This window comes from Kaistella sp. PBT33-4 (assembly GCF_029194425.1).
Taxonomy (GTDB): Bacteria; Bacteroidota; Bacteroidia; order Flavobacteriales; family Weeksellaceae; genus Marnyiella.
On record NZ_JARFYL010000004.1, the window covers coordinates 222783 to 238856 of the forward strand.

At 43.8% G+C, this 16074-nt stretch carries 13 protein-coding genes; 9 read left to right on the plus strand and 4 right to left on the minus strand.

What is annotated here, in order from left to right; all coding sequences use genetic code 11:
* Positions 1-9 precede the first annotated feature (9 nt).
* Entirely contained in the window at positions 10-1146 is a 1137-nt protein-coding gene (locus tag P0M11_RS09835; protein ID WP_275625506.1) for a 2Fe-2S iron-sulfur cluster-binding protein, read from the minus strand.
* A 29-nt stretch (positions 1147-1175) separates the two neighbouring features.
* Here P0M11_RS09835 and P0M11_RS09840 point away from each other — a divergent pair, with 29 nt between their 5' ends.
* The 9 genes from P0M11_RS09840 (at position 1176) to P0M11_RS09880 (ending at position 10661) form a co-directional block, all read left to right on the plus strand.
* A complete protein-coding gene (locus tag P0M11_RS09840; RefSeq protein ID WP_275625507.1) occupies positions 1176-1736 on the plus strand; it encodes a TlpA family protein disulfide reductase in 561 nt (186 codons plus the stop codon).
* Positions 1737-1782: 46 nt separating this feature from the next.
* Positions 1783-2757, plus strand: a complete 975-nt coding sequence (locus P0M11_RS09845; RefSeq protein ID WP_275625508.1) for an iron ABC transporter permease — start codon at positions 1783-1785, stop codon at positions 2755-2757.
* Positions 2758-2785: 28 nt separating this feature from the next.
* Positions 2786-3709, plus strand: coding sequence for an ABC transporter ATP-binding protein (locus P0M11_RS09850; RefSeq protein WP_275625509.1), 924 nt, complete (start codon positions 2786-2788; stop codon positions 3707-3709).
* A gap of 164 nt (positions 3710-3873) precedes the next feature.
* On the plus strand, positions 3874-4332 hold the full coding sequence (locus tag P0M11_RS09855) for a MarR family transcriptional regulator (protein ID WP_158064095.1): 459 nt from the start codon (positions 3874-3876) through the stop codon (positions 4330-4332).
* 42 nt (positions 4333-4374) lie between these two features.
* Positions 4375-6768 (plus strand): 3-hydroxyacyl-CoA dehydrogenase/enoyl-CoA hydratase family protein, encoded by a 2394-nt coding sequence (locus P0M11_RS09860; protein ID WP_275625510.1) that lies wholly within the window; start codon positions 4375-4377, stop codon positions 6766-6768.
* Positions 6769-6825: 57 nt separating this feature from the next.
* On the plus strand, positions 6826-7182 hold the full coding sequence (locus P0M11_RS09865; protein WP_275625511.1) for a four helix bundle protein: 357 nt from the start codon (positions 6826-6828) through the stop codon (positions 7180-7182).
* A 48-nt stretch (positions 7183-7230) separates the two neighbouring features.
* On the plus strand, positions 7231-8409 hold the full coding sequence (locus P0M11_RS09870; RefSeq protein WP_275625512.1) for an acetyl-CoA C-acyltransferase: 1179 nt from the start codon (positions 7231-7233) through the stop codon (positions 8407-8409).
* 59 nt (positions 8410-8468) lie between these two features.
* Positions 8469-8822: a four helix bundle protein gene (locus tag P0M11_RS09875; protein ID WP_275625513.1), complete on the plus strand. Its 354-nt coding sequence runs from the start codon at positions 8469-8471 to the stop codon at positions 8820-8822.
* A gap of 60 nt (positions 8823-8882) precedes the next feature.
* Entirely contained in the window at positions 8883-10661 is a 1779-nt protein-coding gene (locus P0M11_RS09880; RefSeq protein WP_275625514.1) for an acyl-CoA dehydrogenase family protein, read from the plus strand.
* A gap of 612 nt (positions 10662-11273) precedes the next feature.
* Here the strand turns inward: P0M11_RS09880 and galE are convergent.
* From galE to P0M11_RS09895, 3 genes are all read right to left on the minus strand, one after another.
* The gene (gene galE, locus P0M11_RS09885) at positions 11274-12293 is read right to left on the minus strand and encodes a UDP-glucose 4-epimerase GalE (protein ID WP_275625515.1); all 1020 of its coding nucleotides are present in this window, start codon (positions 12291-12293) and stop codon (positions 11274-11276) included.
* A gap of 201 nt (positions 12294-12494) precedes the next feature.
* A complete protein-coding gene (locus P0M11_RS09890) occupies positions 12495-13154 on the minus strand; it encodes a response regulator transcription factor (protein ID WP_275625516.1) in 660 nt (219 codons plus the stop codon).
* 43 nt (positions 13155-13197) lie between these two features.
* Positions 13198-15924 (minus strand): two-component regulator propeller domain-containing protein, encoded by a 2727-nt coding sequence (locus P0M11_RS09895; RefSeq protein WP_275625517.1) that lies wholly within the window; start codon positions 15922-15924, stop codon positions 13198-13200.
* Positions 15925-16074 lie beyond the last annotated feature (150 nt).

Below are 16074 nucleotides of genomic sequence, written 5' to 3' on the forward strand. Positions count from 1 at the left end.
GTGGTAGGTCTATGCTAACGGGGTTTCAAAATCAAAATTAAGTACGATTTTTCTGCTTAGCGGTACAGCCATACACGCTAGAATTTTACCGGACTGCTCCTCCTTTTCTGTCAGATATTCATTTTCCAGCAAATCGACTTCCCCTTCTTCAAGTGAACAGATACAGCTGCCGCAGATTCCCGATTTGCAGGAATAAGGTACCGGAAAACCCTGTATGAGCAGCTGTTGCAGTATTCTTGTCCGGTTATCAGGCAAATGAGTACTGTAGGTGCGACGGTTCATACGGAATCGAAGGTCAATGTCTTCAACCAGCGGAAATTCCTTTTCCTGAGGATAAATATCCTCATTATACTCTTCGAAAAGTTCAAAATGAATATTCCTTTTCTGTATCCCGTTTTGGTAACAGGCATTGGCAAGAGCTTTTATCATTTCTCCTTTACCGCAAATAAGGACTTCATCCACGGCGTCCCAAATGGTGCTTTCTTCATCGGTATCATCAAGATGTAAGATCTGGTTGATGATCAGTTTCAGTTTATGCTCATCCAGCCGGCCTTTAAAAAGATTGTCCGCCGTCTGTTCCTGCGAAAAGAAATAAAAGACCTGCAGCCTGCCGCCAGATTGTTTTGCAAGAGAATCAAGTTCGTCCCGAAAGGCAATTTCTTCCGTGCGTCGGTTACCGTAGAAAAGAAAAAGTCGTGTACGGGGTTCCGTATAGAGGATATTTTTAAAATGACTGAGTAAAGGTGTGATGCCAATGCCACCCGCAAATCCGATGACAGTACGGAACTCATGTGGTTTGGAAGTCAGGATAAATCTCCCCATGGGTTCGGAGACTTCCATTTCGTCACCTTCTTCATACTGTTCAAAAAGATCTTTGGTAGAACTGTCTTCAGAATTGATTTTTATGCCAAGTGCCAGATCTGGCTCGTGCGGTGCCGAAGTCATGGAAAAATCGTTGATGAAATCCTGCCCGTTATGCCGGTACTTCAGAGCTACATACTGACCGGACCGATAGCGGAAATTCTCCTTCAGATGGGCAGGAACTGTAAACTTCAGCGCAAAGACCGAATTGGTCAGTTGCCGCTTTTTCTTTATTTTTAGCCGGTGAAAATCATAGTGCCTGGCGTAAGGTGATTGGTTTTCCATAATCTATATCCAAAAATAGTAAAAAAATTATGAAGAAGTTAGTTGTGATGGTGGTTTTGGCAGTAGCCATTTTGTCCTGTAATAAAAAAGAGCCCGTAGCAGAGAATATTGATTATTCTGAAGACAGCATTACTGTACCGGAGACCAACGAACCGGCATTAATCTATAATCCTGTTGAATATAGCCCTGCACAGATCTCAGACTTCCTGGCGGAAAAGGACAATGACACCCTCTATGTAACCAATTTCTTCGCTACCTGGTGCGCACCCTGCATGAGGGAAATGCCTCATTTCAAAGAAAAAATGCAGGAGTTGAAGGGACAGCCCGTGAAGTTCACCTTCGTAAGTCTGGACCAGAAGACCGACTGGCCTACGGACGTGAAGAATTTTGCTGAAGTGAACGGCCTTACTGAAAACGTAGTGCTGTTGGACGGCAGCCTGCTTCAGGAGGAATTTTTCAGCAGTAATTTCAAAAACTGGGACGGCAGCGGAATCCCTTTTACCTTTATGCGCAAGCGCGGCCAGACCGACGAGTATATGAGTATGATGACTAAAGAACAGCTGGATACCAAGATTAATTCATTCAAGTAAAGCAGATTCCGGGCATTGTTTCAGTTGCCCGGTTTTTTATAGATATATGTTCCGTTTCAGCAACCTTTGCATCATTATCATTTCGGGTATCCTGATTTCCGCCGTAATCAACCTGAACATCGGCTATATTGATCTGGAGTTTTCCGATTTTGTAAGTTCGGATGCGGCAAATGCGCAGATCGCGCAGTTACGCATCAACAGAGTTATAGCCATGCTGCTTGCCGGTATTTCCATTCCCACATCGGGATTTCTGCTGCAGGAATACTTTCAGAATCCGCTGGCCGGACCGTCAGTCCTGGGTATAACATCTGTAGCCAGCTTAAGTGTAGCCTTCTATATATTTCTATCCCGGGATTACCTCATTCCGGAATTCCTGCAGAACAGTTTCATCAGTATCTCTGCAATTGGCGGAAGTTTAATGCTGATGTTTGTTCTTTTGGCATTCAGCACGCGCTTTACCGACAAATCTTTCCTTATTATTTTTGGATTTCTGATCTCTGCCCTGGCAGGTGCGGTGGTGTCCGTACTTCAGCTTTATGCCGAAAATGAAAGCCTGAAAAGTTATATCCTTTGGAGTTTTGGTGCCAACAGTCAGGTGTCATCACAGCAACTATGGGTGCTGGCAGGAATTGTCCTAATTGGCCTGGCATTAAGCTTCCAGTCTGTAAAACCACTTATAGGCAATGCGCTGGGCAGTGCCTATGCAAAAAGTTTTGGTGTGAACCTTAGCAGGCTCAAACTGCTCATCATTGTAGGCTCTTCCCTGCTGTCGGCATCGGTTACCGCCTTTTTGGGACCCATCCTTTTTATCGGCATTGTGGTTCCGCATTTCAGCCGGTTAATCTATAACCCTTCCCGGCTTTGGCAGCAGTGGATCCTTAATATGATTTTGGGAATTTTGGTGATGTCCGTATTTTCAATCGCCTCAGAACTCACGCTTTTTCCGCTGAATGTAATCACCTCCCTGTTTGGGATTCCTGTTATCCTGCTGATGCTGATGAATAAAAAAATAACAAGTTAATCCGCTTAACAAAAAAACAAAAAGTATTATGTTTCTTCAGCTCAATAACTGTACAGTAGGCTATAAAACCCCGTTACTCAATGAGGTAACTGCTGAACTTGAGCTGGGCGAAATCTGTCTGCTTATCGGTAATAACGGTGTGGGCAAAACCACACTTATTAAAAGCATTTTGAATCAGACACCCTTACTTGGCGGAGATATTCTCCTGGATCAGAGGAGCATCAGTTCTTTTTCTAACCGGGAGCTCGCTGAGAAGGTTGCCGTTGTATTCTCAAAATCCCGTGTACCCTCAAACTTTACACTTTACGACCTTATTGCATTTGGTAAATACATACACTACCCTTATTATTTTGAATTAACCAAAGATGATCAGTATGAAGTGAATCAAATCATTGACAGTCTCCAGTTGGCACAATATCGCAATTTTCCCTTGCAGAGACTTTCGGACGGCAACCTTCAGAAGGCTTTTATCGGGCGGGCGCTGGCACAGAATTCACCTATGATTATCCTGGACGAGCCCACCACTCATCTGGATGAGGAAAACAAGATCATCATCCTCAAACTGCTCAGGAATCTGGCGCGGGAGCATCGGAAACTCATCCTTTTCTCTTCGCATGACTGGCGGCTGGCGAAGGAGTTTGCCGATAAGATGTGGCTGGTACATGCAGGACACATGGACAGCGGAATTACCGAAGAAATCCTGCTGAAACATGATGAATTACTGAATCCACAGCTTTTCCATATGAGCTCAGGTTTTATAGCTCCCCAAATCATTGCGCCTGCACTTCAAAAGGAAATGCTGTATTCCTACCTTCAGAAAAACTTCAAGGCCGACCTTTCACAATTTCATTTTACATTCTCTGGCTCAATTTGGACTGTTTCACATTCAAATAGTCAGGAAAAATGCTCCTCATTTAGCGACATCTCAGCATTTTTAAGAAAACAGCTCTGATTTAATATCCTTAGCTTTCGAATTTTGCTGTTTTTAGCGCCATTAATATGTTTGTCATATAAATTAACATATTGATGTCCAGCTGATTACATATTTTACAAAAATATACTATGCATGCATAGTATATTTTCTTTATATTTGTGTAAAACCACATAAATGGAGATATGGAAAACAAGAATATGGAAAAAGTAGAAAATGTAGATCTGATCCTCAAATCTACGTGGCTGGCCGTTTCAAAAATGTATTCAGAGCTGGCCAATCTTCATGATGCCACCGCTGTGCAGGCGCTTACACTTCTTAAGATTGACCCTAAGGAAGGAACCCGCAGCACCAACCTGGGCCCAAAAATGGCCATTGAACCTACCTCGCTTACAAGAATTATTAAACTGCTGGAGGATAATGGGTACATTTATAAAGAAAAAACGTCCAATGACAAACGCGAAGTCATTATTAAACTCACCGAGAAAGGTCTTCTGAGCCGCAACCTTTCAAAGGAAGCTGTGGTGAACTTCAACAAGGCAGTGATGGACCGCATTTCACCCGAAAAGATGGATATCTTCAAGGAAGTCATGAGTGACATCCTGATGATTGCCAACAATCTGAATAACAAAAAGCAGCTGTAAAAACAGTTGAATCCAAACAGAAGTTACACAAAACAAATTAATATGAAAAGAAGGATCAAACATGTGACGGTTCTTGGTTCTGGAATCATGGGCTCCGGCATTGCAGCACATTTCGCCAACATAGGTGTACAGGTGTTGCTGCTGGATATTGTGCCCTTTGAACTGAGCGAAGCCGAGCAAAAGAAAGGCCTTACTAAAGAAGACAGGTCTGTAAGAAACAGGATTGCCACTGAAAGTTTTGAGAAACTTAAAAAAGCAAATCCGGCACTTCTCTATTCACCAAAGTTCGCAGACCGTATTATGGTGGGCAATTTTGATGATGATCTGCCCAAGATTAAAAACACCGACTGGATCATTGAAGTTGTAGTTGAAAGACTGGACATCAAGAAATCGGTTTATGAAAAAATCGAGCAGTTCCGTAAGCCGGGAACTTTGGTATCTAGCAATACTTCGGGTATTCCAATCCATCATCTGGTGGAAGGCAGAAGTGAGGATTTCAAGAAGCATTTTGCCGGAACCCACTTTTTCAATCCGGTAAGATATCTGCCGCTTCTGGAGGTCATCCCAACTCCGGAAACAGATCCGGAAATTGTGCGGTTCTATATGGATTTCGGTGCCAAATTCCTCGGAAAAACCACCGTTCTTGCCAAAGACACACCGGCTTTTATCGCCAACAGGATCGGGGTATTCTCCATGATGAACCTGCTTCATGAAGTGAAAGGTCTTGGCCTTTCGGTAACCGACATCGATAAACTTACAGGCCCTGTGATTGGTCGTCCAAAATCTGCTACCTTCAGGACCGCAGACGTTGTAGGACTGGATACTCTTGTGATGGTGGCGAATGGCGTAAGTGCCAGCGGGACCGAAGCCTCTAATTCCAATGATGTATTCAAACTCCCCGAATATATCCAGGAAATGGTGGACAACAAATGGCTTGGATCAAAAACGCAACAGGGCTTCTACAAAAAAATCAAGAATGCGGAGGGCAAATCGGAAATCCACGGTCTGAACCTGGAAACCATGGAGTATGAACTTCAGGAAAAAAGCAACTTCCCCACTCTTGAGCTTACCAAAAACATTGACAAACCCATTGACCGTTTCAAGGTACTGATTACAGGAAAGGACAAAGCCGGTGAACTTTACAGAAAGTCTCTGGGCGCGCTCTTCGGTTATGTTTCGCATAAGGTGCCCGAAATTTCGGATGAAGTCTACAAAATCGACGATGCCATGCGTGCCGGTTTTGGCTGGGAAAACGGACCGTTTGAAATCTGGGACGCTGTTGGCGTGCAGAAAGGGATTGAGCTGGCAAAAGAAGCGGGCTACGAAGTCTCGGACTGGGTGAAGAATGTGGAAACTTTCTATAAAGTTGATGATGAAGGCCTGAGTACTTATTTCGACCAAAACTCCGGCGATTACAGAAATACTCCCGGGAAAGAATCCTTTATCATCCTGGACAATATCAGGAAAAACAAAACGCTCTGGAGTAATTCAGGATCGGCTATTCAGGATTTGGGTGACGGTATCATCAACTTTGAGATCCGTTCCAAGATGAATTCTCTCGGCGGTGAAGTTTTAGATGGTTTAAACAGAGCCATTGATCTTGCCGAAAAAGACTATGACGGCCTCGTCATCGGAAATCAGGGTGCTAATTTCTCGGTAGGTGCCAATCTGGCCATGATTCTTATGATGGCGATTGAGCAGGATTGGGATGACCTGAATATGGCTATCGCCTATTTCCAGAAATCAATGATGAGAGTCAGATACTCCTCGATTCCGGTAATTGTTGCCCCTCACGGTATGACATTAGGCGGCGGCTGTGAAATGACCATGCATGCGGACCGAGTAGTTGCAGCAGCTGAAACTTATATCGGTCTTGTAGAAACCGGCGTTGGTGTAATCCCGGGCGGCGGCGGCACCAAGGAATTTGCACTGCGCACATCCAGAGAGTTCCAGAAAGATGATGTAAAAAACAACCGCCTTCGTGATATGTTCATGAATATCGCGATGGGTAAAGTGGCCACTTCAGCCCATGAAGCGTATGACATGGGTATTCTGGAAGAACATAAGGACATTGTTGTGGTTGATAAGAACCGTCAGATCAGGACGGCCAAGATGCTTGCACTGAGTCTTGCTGAGCACGGCTATACCCAACCGATTGAACAGAAGGTAAAAGTCCTGGGTAAAGATGCACTTGGAATGTTCTATGTAGGTACGGACCAGATGCTCACGGGTAAATACATTTCGGAACACGACAAACTCATCGCTGATAAACTGGCCAACGTGCTTGTAGGCGGAAATCTTTCAGAACCAACGGTAGTAACCGAACAGTACCTGCTTAATCTTGAACGGGAAACCTTCCTCCAGCTTTGTGGCGAAAGAAAAACCCTCGAAAGAATACAGTACATGCTGCAGAAGGGGAAACCGCTGAGAAATTAGAGTGGAGAATGTGAGACTGGAGACACGAGATTTTTAAACCAGAAAAACCATAGAACCTTGCATAATATTAAGAAATTAAAAATATGGAAGGAGTCGATTGAGCTGTGCGTAGAGGTTTATAAAGCCTTAGCAAATATGCCTGAGGATGAAAAGTATGGATTGTCTTCTCAAATCAAAAGATCTTCGGTATCCATTCCTTCAAATATTGCTGAAGGCGCAGGACGACAAAGTGAAAAAGAATTTTATCATTTCCTGAATATTGCATATGGTTCCGCGTACGAATTACAAACCCAACTTATTATCTCTGAAATGTTAGAATTTGTTTCTTATGAAATCAACCGTCCCCTTTTAGAAAAGCTGGAAGAGATTCAGAAAATGATCTATGTCTTCAAGGAAAACATTAAAAACAAATAATTAACCGCAAGAGTCTCATATCTCTTGTCTTATAATCTAAAATCTACAATGAAAACAGCATACATAATAAAAGGTTTCAGAACGGCTGTGGGCAAGGCGCCGAAAGGCTCCCTTCGTTTCACTCGTCCTGATGTGATGGCCGCAACGGTTATTGAAAAACTGATGGCTGCGGTACCGCAACTCGATAAGAACCGGATTGACGACCTTATCGTCGGTAACGCAATGCCGGAGGCCGAGCAAGGCCTGAACGTGGCACGTTTGATTTCTCTCATGGGCCTTCATACCGACAAAGTTCCCGGGGTAACGGTAAACAGGTATTGTGCATCCGGCTCAGAGGCGATCGCGATTGCCTCCGCGAAAATTCAGGCCGGTATGGCCGACTGTATTATCGCTGGTGGTACGGAATCCATGAGTTATATCCCGATGGGAGGTTACAAACCGGTGCCGGAGACCGATATTGCTAAAACCAACCCGGATTACTACTGGGGAATGGGCTATACAGCAGAAGAGGTGGCTAATCAGTATAAGATTTCACGTGAAGAGCAGGACCGGTTTGCTTATGAATCTCACATGAAGGCATTGAAAGCCAACGAAGAAGGCAGATTTAAAAATCAGATTGTGCCAATTCCCGTGGAATACAACTTTCTGGACGAAAACCAGAAGATGCAGACCAAAAAATTTGACTTCTCAGTGGATGAAGGTCCGAGAAAAGATACTTCACTGGAAGGCTTAGCCAAACTGCGCCCGGTGTTTGCCAACGGAGGTTCTGTAACTGCCGGAAATTCTTCTCAGATGTCAGACGGCGCGGCATTCGTGATCGTGATGAGCGAAGAAATGGTGAAGGAATTAGGCCTGGAACCTGAAGCAAGATTGGTTTCCTACGCAGCGGCCGGCCTGGAACCCCGAATCATGGGCATGGGACCGGTATATGCTATCCCAAAAGCGCTGAAGCAGGCAGGTCTGGAACTGAAAGACATCGAACTGATCGAATTGAATGAAGCATTCGCCTCCCAGTCGGTGGCAATTCAGAAAGAACTGGATCTGAATCCGGAAATACTGAACGTAAATGGCGGCGCCATCGCGCTTGGTCACCCCTTAGGCTGTACCGGTACCAAACTTACCGTTCAGCTTCTTGACGAAATGCGCAGGCGCGGCAATAAATACGGAATGGTCACCATGTGCGTAGGAACCGGACAGGGAGCCGCGAGTATATTTGAACTCCTTTAATTAAAATAAGAAGAAAGAAGAAAGAAGAAAGAAGAAAGAGATAGATTAATGAGGAGAACATGAAACATAATTTTAAGAATCTGAATATTTGGAAGCTGTCACTTAATCTTGCCGATGATGTTTACAGCCTGACCGATAGCTTCCCTAAAGGCGAAGAGTTTGGTTTGAAATCCCAGTTAAGAAGATGTGCGGTTTCAATTGCCTCTAATATTGCAGAAGGCTCAAGTCGAAGTTCAAATAAGGATTTTAACCGCTATTTGGAAATAAGTCTAGGATCCCTTTTTGAATTGCAAACACAGGTAATAATCTCCTACAACAGAAATTTTCTTGACCCAGCACAACTGGAGATGCTTGAACTTAAAATAACAGATTTGCAAAAAATGATATCGGGATTTCAGAAAACCCTTCTTTAAATCTTTTCTCTTTGTTCTTTCTTCTTTCCTCTAATATAAATTTAAAATAAATCTAAAAATATGAACCCCACACCAAAAACCCTAATCGGCGGTGATTTCCTTATCAAGGAAACACCTGCTGCGGAGATTTTCACTTTAGAAGATCTTTCTGACGAGCAAAAGATGATGCGCGATTCTGCAAAAGAATTTATCGACCGGGAAATCGTACCGCATCACGAGAGATTCGAAAATAAAGATTACGCTTTGACGGAAGAAAGCATGCGCAAACTGGGCGAGATGGGCTTCCTGGGCGTTACCGTACCGGAACAGTACGGCGGTCTCGGGATGGGCTTCGTGACTACGATGCTTGCCTGCGACTATCTTTCCGGCGGTAACGGATCTTTGGCTACAGCTTTCGGTGCACACACCGGAATCGGAACTTTACCAATCCTTCTTTACGGTACTGAAGAGCAAAAAAACAAATATCTGCCCGACTTAGCTACAGGCACTAAATTCGGGGCTTACTGTTTGACAGAGCCGGATGCAGGTTCAGATGCAAACTCTGGTAAAACCAAAGCAAAACTGTCTGAAGACGGCAAACATTACATCATCAACGGCCAGAAAATGTGGATTTCAAATGCAGGTTTTGCTGAAATTTTCATTGTTTTCGCTAAAATTGATGACGATAAAAACATCACGGGTTTCATCGTAGAAAAAGAAGGTACAGAAGGACTTTCTTTCGGCGAGGAAGAACACAAATTGGGCATCCGCTCCTCTTCTACCCGCCAGGTTTTCTTCAACGACATGAAGGTGCCGGTTGCAAATCTTTTAGGTGAAAGAAACAACGGTTTCAAAATCGCTTTGAATGCACTTAACGTAGGCCGTATCAAGCTTGCTGCAGCCAACCTCGACGGACAGCGCAGAATTGTGGCGCATGCTGTGAAATATGCAAACGAAAGAAAACAGTTTGGTGTTTCCATTTCAACATTTGGTGCAGTTCGCAAGAAAATCGCCGAAATGGCAACCGGAATTTTCGTTTCAGAAGCCGGCTCTTACCGTGCAGCAAAAGATGTTCAGGACAAAATTGACGAACTGGTTGCCGGCGGAATGGATCACCAGCAGGCAGAACTGAAAGGCGTGGAAGAATTCGCAGTGGAAGCTTCTATCCTTAAAGTTTTTGTTTCAGATCTTACGCAGCAAACTGCAGACGAAGGTTTACAGATTTACGGAGGTATGGGCTTCAGCGAAGATGCCCCAATGGAAGCGGCCTGGAGAGATGCACGTATTGGCCGTATATACGAAGGAACCAACGAAATCAACCGTCTTCTTGCGGTAGGAATGTTGATCAAGCGCGCCATGAAAGGTCAGCCAGACCTGATGTCACCGGCTATGGCCATCAGTAAGGAACTGATGGGAATCCCGTCTTTCGAAGTACCGGATTACTCTGAACTGTTAAGCGAAGAAAAAGCCGTAATCGCCAACCTGAAGAAGGTATTCCTGATGGTTTCCGGAGCTGCCCTGCAGAAGTACATGATGGATATTGAAAAACAGCAGCATCTGTTGCTGAACGCATCTGAAATTCTGAACCAAATCTATATGGCAGAATCGGCGGTGTTAAGGGCCGAGAAACATTTCGATGCCGGGTCAGTGGAAGTGGCTATGGCCCAGCTGAACCTTTATAAAGCTGTGGAAAAGATCATTATGGCTGCTAAGGAAGGCATTGTCTCCTTCGCCGAAGGCGACGAACAGCGCATGATGCTTTCAGGTTTAAGAAGATTTACAAAATACACGAACCAGCCTAACGTAATCGCATTGACTGAAAAAATCGCTGCCCACTTTGTAGAGAAAGGTCACTATTAAAATGTGACGTCAACTAACATTGACACCTGATTTACATTGAACGCCACGGGATTTCGTGGCGTTTTTGTTAGTCTACCGTAAATAATAAATGACTTTATAATCTGGAAAAATGTAAGCTTTTATTTTCCTTCATAAGAGATGTTCAATGTTCAAAACCAGTAACTTATCCGAAAAATGTTAGAAGCCGGTTTTTATCTGGTGAGACAGGGAAATGGGAATCACGGAATTTGTTATAGTCCGGTCATGGGAAAAGAATTTGTTGTTCCAAATCATGGCTCGCAGGAAGTAGGAAAGGCTGAGAAAACGCATCAATATGAATGATCTTTATTATCGCAATACGTTAACAGCAAAAAAAAATCTTCAAAAAAGCAAATCCAAACAGCTGTCCGGGGCAAAAAATTTAGGGAAAGAAATGATGCAGCTGGAGATAACCTGAATTGAATTTAATATAAGTATGTACAATAATTGAAACGTTCCGGGAAGCTGTACTGTTTCCAAAAAGCCCGACACTTTCTACAGCAATATACCATTGTAAATAAGCCTACAGAAAAATGTTATTATACCAAAATGCGGGTTAAGTCTTCGCGGTTTGAATAATGGCAGCACCCAACACTACGCTCCCCGCCCTTCCAGGTACTTCTGCCATTGCCACGTGGTGCGCAGGGCTTCTTCGAGGGCCGTATCGGCTTTCCAGCCCAGTTCACGCTCAGCTTTATTGGCATTAGCATAGGCGATGGTAATATCGCCGGCACGGCGGTCACAGATTTGGTATGGCACTTCTACATTGTTGGCACGTTCGAAAGCCTGAACGACTTCTAGTACGGAGGAGCCTTTGCCTGTACCCAGATTGTAGATGTCAATCACCTTTTCCTCCGGGCTTGAGATAAGTTTTTGAAGAGCCTTTACATGGGCTTTGGCCAGATCAACAACATAAATATAATCGCGGATCGCGGTGCCGTCTTCGGTGGGATAATCATTGCCCCAGATATTCAGTTTTTCGAGGATGCCCGAGGCGGTTTGTGTTACGTATGGTACAAGGTTATTCGGGATGCCCAGCGGCAGTTCACCCAGAAGTCCGGAAGGATGCGCCCCAATCGGATTGAAATAGCGGAGCAGCGATACTTTTCGGTTATGGGCTTCAGCAAAATCTTTCAGGATCTCCTCGCCCATCTGTTTGGTTTTTCCATACGACGATTCCGGCGTCTTCATTGGTGTATTTTCGTCAATAGGTTGCACATCGGCCTGACCATAGACGGTACAGGAGGAACTGAAAATAAAGTTGGTGATATTGCGGACTTTGAATTCCTGCAGGATATTGATTAATGTGAAAAGGTTATTCTCGTAATAGTCAATCGGTTTTTCCTGGCTCTCACCTACAGCTTTGTACGCCGCGAAATTAATACAGCCGGCGATTTCGTGGGCCTCAAAAACCTGTGCGAGCAGTTCTTTTCTTTTTAGGTCGAAAGGATAAAAAGCAGGTTTCTTTCCGCTGATCTGTTCAATGTTATTAAGAATAAACCGTTCTGAGTTGGACATATCATCCACTATAACGACCTCAAAATTGTTGTTCAATAGTTCTACTACGGTATGCGAACCGATATAGCCAAGGCCGCCTGTTACAAGAATGGTCATAAAATCTGTGCTTTTGGCAAATATACAAAAAGAAGTGTCCCGAAAAATTCAGGACACTTCTCCAAAAATAAAAAAATTGAAAAAAAATTACTCACCCAATTGGGTATATTTATCTGATTGGTTAAACAAATGTATCACCTGCATTTATTTCCTCCAATACGCATAATTACGTAATTTTTTTATTTATTATTTCATCACTGCTTAAATCCATTTATTTTTATAGGCAAGATTGATAATCTGGCTTCTGGAATTGAGATGCAGCTTTTTGTAGATATTATTTACATGGGTCCTCACAGTGTTGGGGCTGATGAAGAGTTTCTCGGCGATCTGTACCGGTGAAAGTCCCTTTACAATTTCTGTCAGAATCTCAGTTTCGCGGTCACTTAACTGGTAATCTTTTGGTGACTGCAGCGACTGATCCGGCTGGTTGCCCTCGCTTAACAGCTTCATAGCCCGCCGCGCAATGGCCGGACTCATGGGTATGCCGTCATACTCCACCACATTTCGTATGGCTTCAATGATGTTCACCCCCTTATCTTCCTTAAGCAGATAACCGCTGGCGCCGGCCTTGATGGCCTCAAAAATCCTTTCATTATCTTCAAAGATAGTAAGCACGATAAACTTAATTCCAGGATAGCGGATCACTGCGCTTGATATGGCAGCAATGCCGTCCAGCACCGGCATTTCCAGGTCCATCAGCACTACCTGAGGATAATCTGATGACGGTATGCGTTCCAGATGACCGAAGAAGTCGTCGCCGTTTCGGGCTTCAAAATCAATGACAATATTGCTGTTTGTAATTTTTTCCCTGATGGTATTTCGGTTAAGTGCATTATCGTCAACAATTGCAACTTTTATCATATCTGTGTTTTTATACTGCTAATATACTGCTTGTCCCCGATTATTATTGCTCTTCTATCGTAATTTCTGTGCCTTCGGGCCCTGTTTTCACTTTCAGCTCAAAACCCATTTCGTTAGCCCGAGCCTTCATATTGCTAAGACCAAAACCATTGGAATGTTCTCTTTCGTTGAATCCTGTTCCGTTGTCCTTTACCGTTAGCGACATTTTATCGGTTGATTCAAAATAAATGTCTACCCTGTCTGCACCCGAATGTTTCACTATATTATGCAGCGCCTCCTGCACAATCCTGAACACACTGATGGATTTGGACGATTCCATGCTGCGGTTTACGGCGATATTTTCAGAAATAGTGAGCTCAATATGCGGGACCGTCTTAAAATATCTTGTGCTGTAGCTAAGTAAGCCTTCATAGCAATTTTCAACAGTCGTTTCGCGCATCTTCAGTACCCAGATGGTTTGACGCAGCAAGCTCATTATCTGATAGGATATCTCGCGGATTTCCTGCAGGTCACCACTCCTGTCGCCATGCTTTTGTTCCAGGTTCTCAATCCGCATAATAAGACTGGTCGTGTACGCACCGATATTGTCATGAAGGTCACGGCTGATGCGCCGGCGCTCTTCCTCAATTTCTTCGTTTACCCTGGAGTCATGCAGTTTACGCTCGTATTTCGTTCGGTAGTACTGATAAACTAAAAAACTGCTCAGTCCAATCAGCATAGTCACGATAAGGAGGATAAACCACCATTTACGGTAAAAAGGAGGCTGAACGTGGATTTCGATTACTCCAGGGTACATTTCCTCATAACCGTCCCGGTTGCGGCTTTTGATCTGAAGCTGATGCGGGCCGGCGTTCAGGTGTGTAAGCAAGAGTTTATTACCGTCTGAAAAGGGGAGCCACCCGCCCGCTCCAAGTTTATAATAAAGGCCGGACTGATCCAGAAAATCTTTGTCCACCGTCCGGAAAGCGAAGACAGTCTGCATATTGTCCGGTTCAAGTTCCACTTTCTTAAAATGATTTATGATGCGGCCATCCGCTTCAATATATTCCAGAGAAGGGGGCTGAACTTTTTTGCTGGGAATCATTTCGCTCATGGCAAAGACAGAAAGCCTCAATCTGGTTGCGATCACAAGTTCATCTTTTTCCGGAATATACTTTGCATAACTTATGTATGGGCTTCTGCCACCATGCCCTCCAAAGGAACCAAAAGGCTTCAGGCCCGTCGCTGTCTTTTCCATTAACAACTTATTGGTAACTACCCATAAGCGTCCCTGCCTGCAGCGGAATATGCTTTTCACAGAATTTCCCGAAAATCCTTTTTTCCTGCCCAGATTCAGAACCTGCCTGTTATTCACCCTGGCTGTCAGTCCGGAGGGTGATCCAACCCACAAAGTATCTTTTTCACTAAAAATATAGTTGATATTGTTGGACTCCAAGCCGTTTTTCCTGCTTACACTGCGCGCTGTCCGGATTGCACTGTCGAACTCAGTGTATCCCGATTCATAGGATGTAGCAAAATATTTTCCCCCGTAACTTTCAAAAACATTTTCAATATTGTTAAAGACTGGTAGCCTGATATTTTTAAAGCCGCGGCCGTTTTCTTTAAAAAGTCCATTGCCATAAGTTGAAAAGACCAGCTTACCATCGGGAGTTTTAAAGATCTTAGAAATGCCGTCGGTAATGTGAAACATCCTTTCCAGATTAAGTTTTCCGTTATTGATGACATACACCTGCAGCCCGTTGAACGTGCCTGCATATAATCTGTTTCCGTCCACGAACAGCGTAAGCGCGTCCCTTCCAACCTCAAACCTGGATTCTATTTTCTTACCGTCCAGCACCAACACCTCACCCCGTGAAAGTACATAATACTTATTATTGCTGAACACAACAGATCTGACTTTGCCGTTTGCCAGCGGATAGGCTTTTCGCTGACCTTCATTGCGGATATAGGAAAAACCACCGCCCAACGTAGAAAAGTATAAATGACCTTCGGCTGTCTGATGAATATCCGTTAACATATGACTTTCGAGTCCGTTTCTCTCATTTATGGTGTCCAGGACTTTATCATTAATGGAACGGATGATGCCTGTTCCAAAAAGCACACGGTAAGTAATACCTTTCTGTACTGCCGGAGCTTTTTCGGTGCGGAAACGGTCGGTAGCAACCAAAAGTTCTTGTCCTTTCACTACCGCAAAATACTTCTTACTGCCTCCATTTTGCCTAATGTATGCTGGAAGAATTTTGTAGATCTTTGTCAGGTCATTTCTGCTCACTGCATAAATAAAATCTTCACTCTCACTGGAACATATGATGAAATCCGGATTCACATCCGATGGGAAAAGCCCGTAGATCAAACCTTTTTTCCCAATATGACGGTAACGGTGCGTCACCCTATTTCTTTCGGTATTAAAAAACGCCAAATCCTTCCCTGATGCCCAAACAAAGATGCCCGATTTCTGGTCCGGCAACACATGATGGATATAATTCCCGGGCAACCCTCCATTTTCTGCATCATAAATCAGAAATTTGCCATTGGAATATTTCACCAGACCCTTATCTGTACCAAACCACAAAAAGCCATTGTGATCTTCTGTAATATTAAAGATATAATTGGTGGGTAGACCTTCATTCTCGGTTATATTTTCAATTACCGAGGCATATTGGGCATGAAAAAGCGGCGGCCACAGCATGAAAAGCACCAGCATTACAGCTACGAAAAGTTGGCGTTCGGATAATTTATTTGTGAGAGTAGCAATATTGCCGCTTTGCATAGTTAAATTTAACAAAAATTGCGGACAATTAATATAAATTAACGGAAACTTGCTGCTGTTTTAACTTTACAGATACTATTTTACTTAATCGCTGAATAGAAAGGGGTCTAATGAACCGGTAATATCGGTATAATCTTTTATAACAAACAA

What these genes read in the sequence shown, in the direction of transcription:
- P0M11_RS09835 (WP_275625506.1), bottom strand. Translation starts at nt 1,146, where the DNA reads ATGGAAAACCAATCACCTTACGCCAGGCACTATGATTTTCACCGGCTA.
- P0M11_RS09840 (WP_275625507.1), top strand. Translation starts at nt 1,176, where the DNA reads ATGAAGAAGTTAGTTGTGATGGTGGTTTTGGCAGTAGCCATTTTGTCC.
- P0M11_RS09845 (WP_275625508.1), top strand. Translation starts at nt 1,783, where the DNA reads ATGTTCCGTTTCAGCAACCTTTGCATCATTATCATTTCGGGTATCCTG.
- P0M11_RS09850 (WP_275625509.1), top strand. Translation starts at nt 2,786, where the DNA reads ATGTTTCTTCAGCTCAATAACTGTACAGTAGGCTATAAAACCCCGTTA.
- P0M11_RS09855 (WP_158064095.1), top strand. Translation starts at nt 3,874, where the DNA reads ATGGAAAACAAGAATATGGAAAAAGTAGAAAATGTAGATCTGATCCTC.
- P0M11_RS09860 (WP_275625510.1), top strand. Translation starts at nt 4,375, where the DNA reads ATGAAAAGAAGGATCAAACATGTGACGGTTCTTGGTTCTGGAATCATG.
- P0M11_RS09870 (WP_275625512.1), top strand. Translation starts at nt 7,231, where the DNA reads ATGAAAACAGCATACATAATAAAAGGTTTCAGAACGGCTGTGGGCAAG.
- P0M11_RS09875 (WP_275625513.1), top strand. Translation starts at nt 8,469, where the DNA reads ATGAAACATAATTTTAAGAATCTGAATATTTGGAAGCTGTCACTTAAT.
- P0M11_RS09880 (WP_275625514.1), top strand. Translation starts at nt 8,883, where the DNA reads ATGAACCCCACACCAAAAACCCTAATCGGCGGTGATTTCCTTATCAAG.
- galE (WP_275625515.1), bottom strand. Translation starts at nt 12,293, where the DNA reads ATGACCATTCTTGTAACAGGCGGCCTTGGCTATATCGGTTCGCATACC.
- P0M11_RS09890 (WP_275625516.1), bottom strand. Translation starts at nt 13,154, where the DNA reads ATGATAAAAGTTGCAATTGTTGACGATAATGCACTTAACCGAAATACC.
- P0M11_RS09895 (WP_275625517.1), bottom strand. Translation starts at nt 15,924, where the DNA reads ATGCAAAGCGGCAATATTGCTACTCTCACAAATAAATTATCCGAACGC.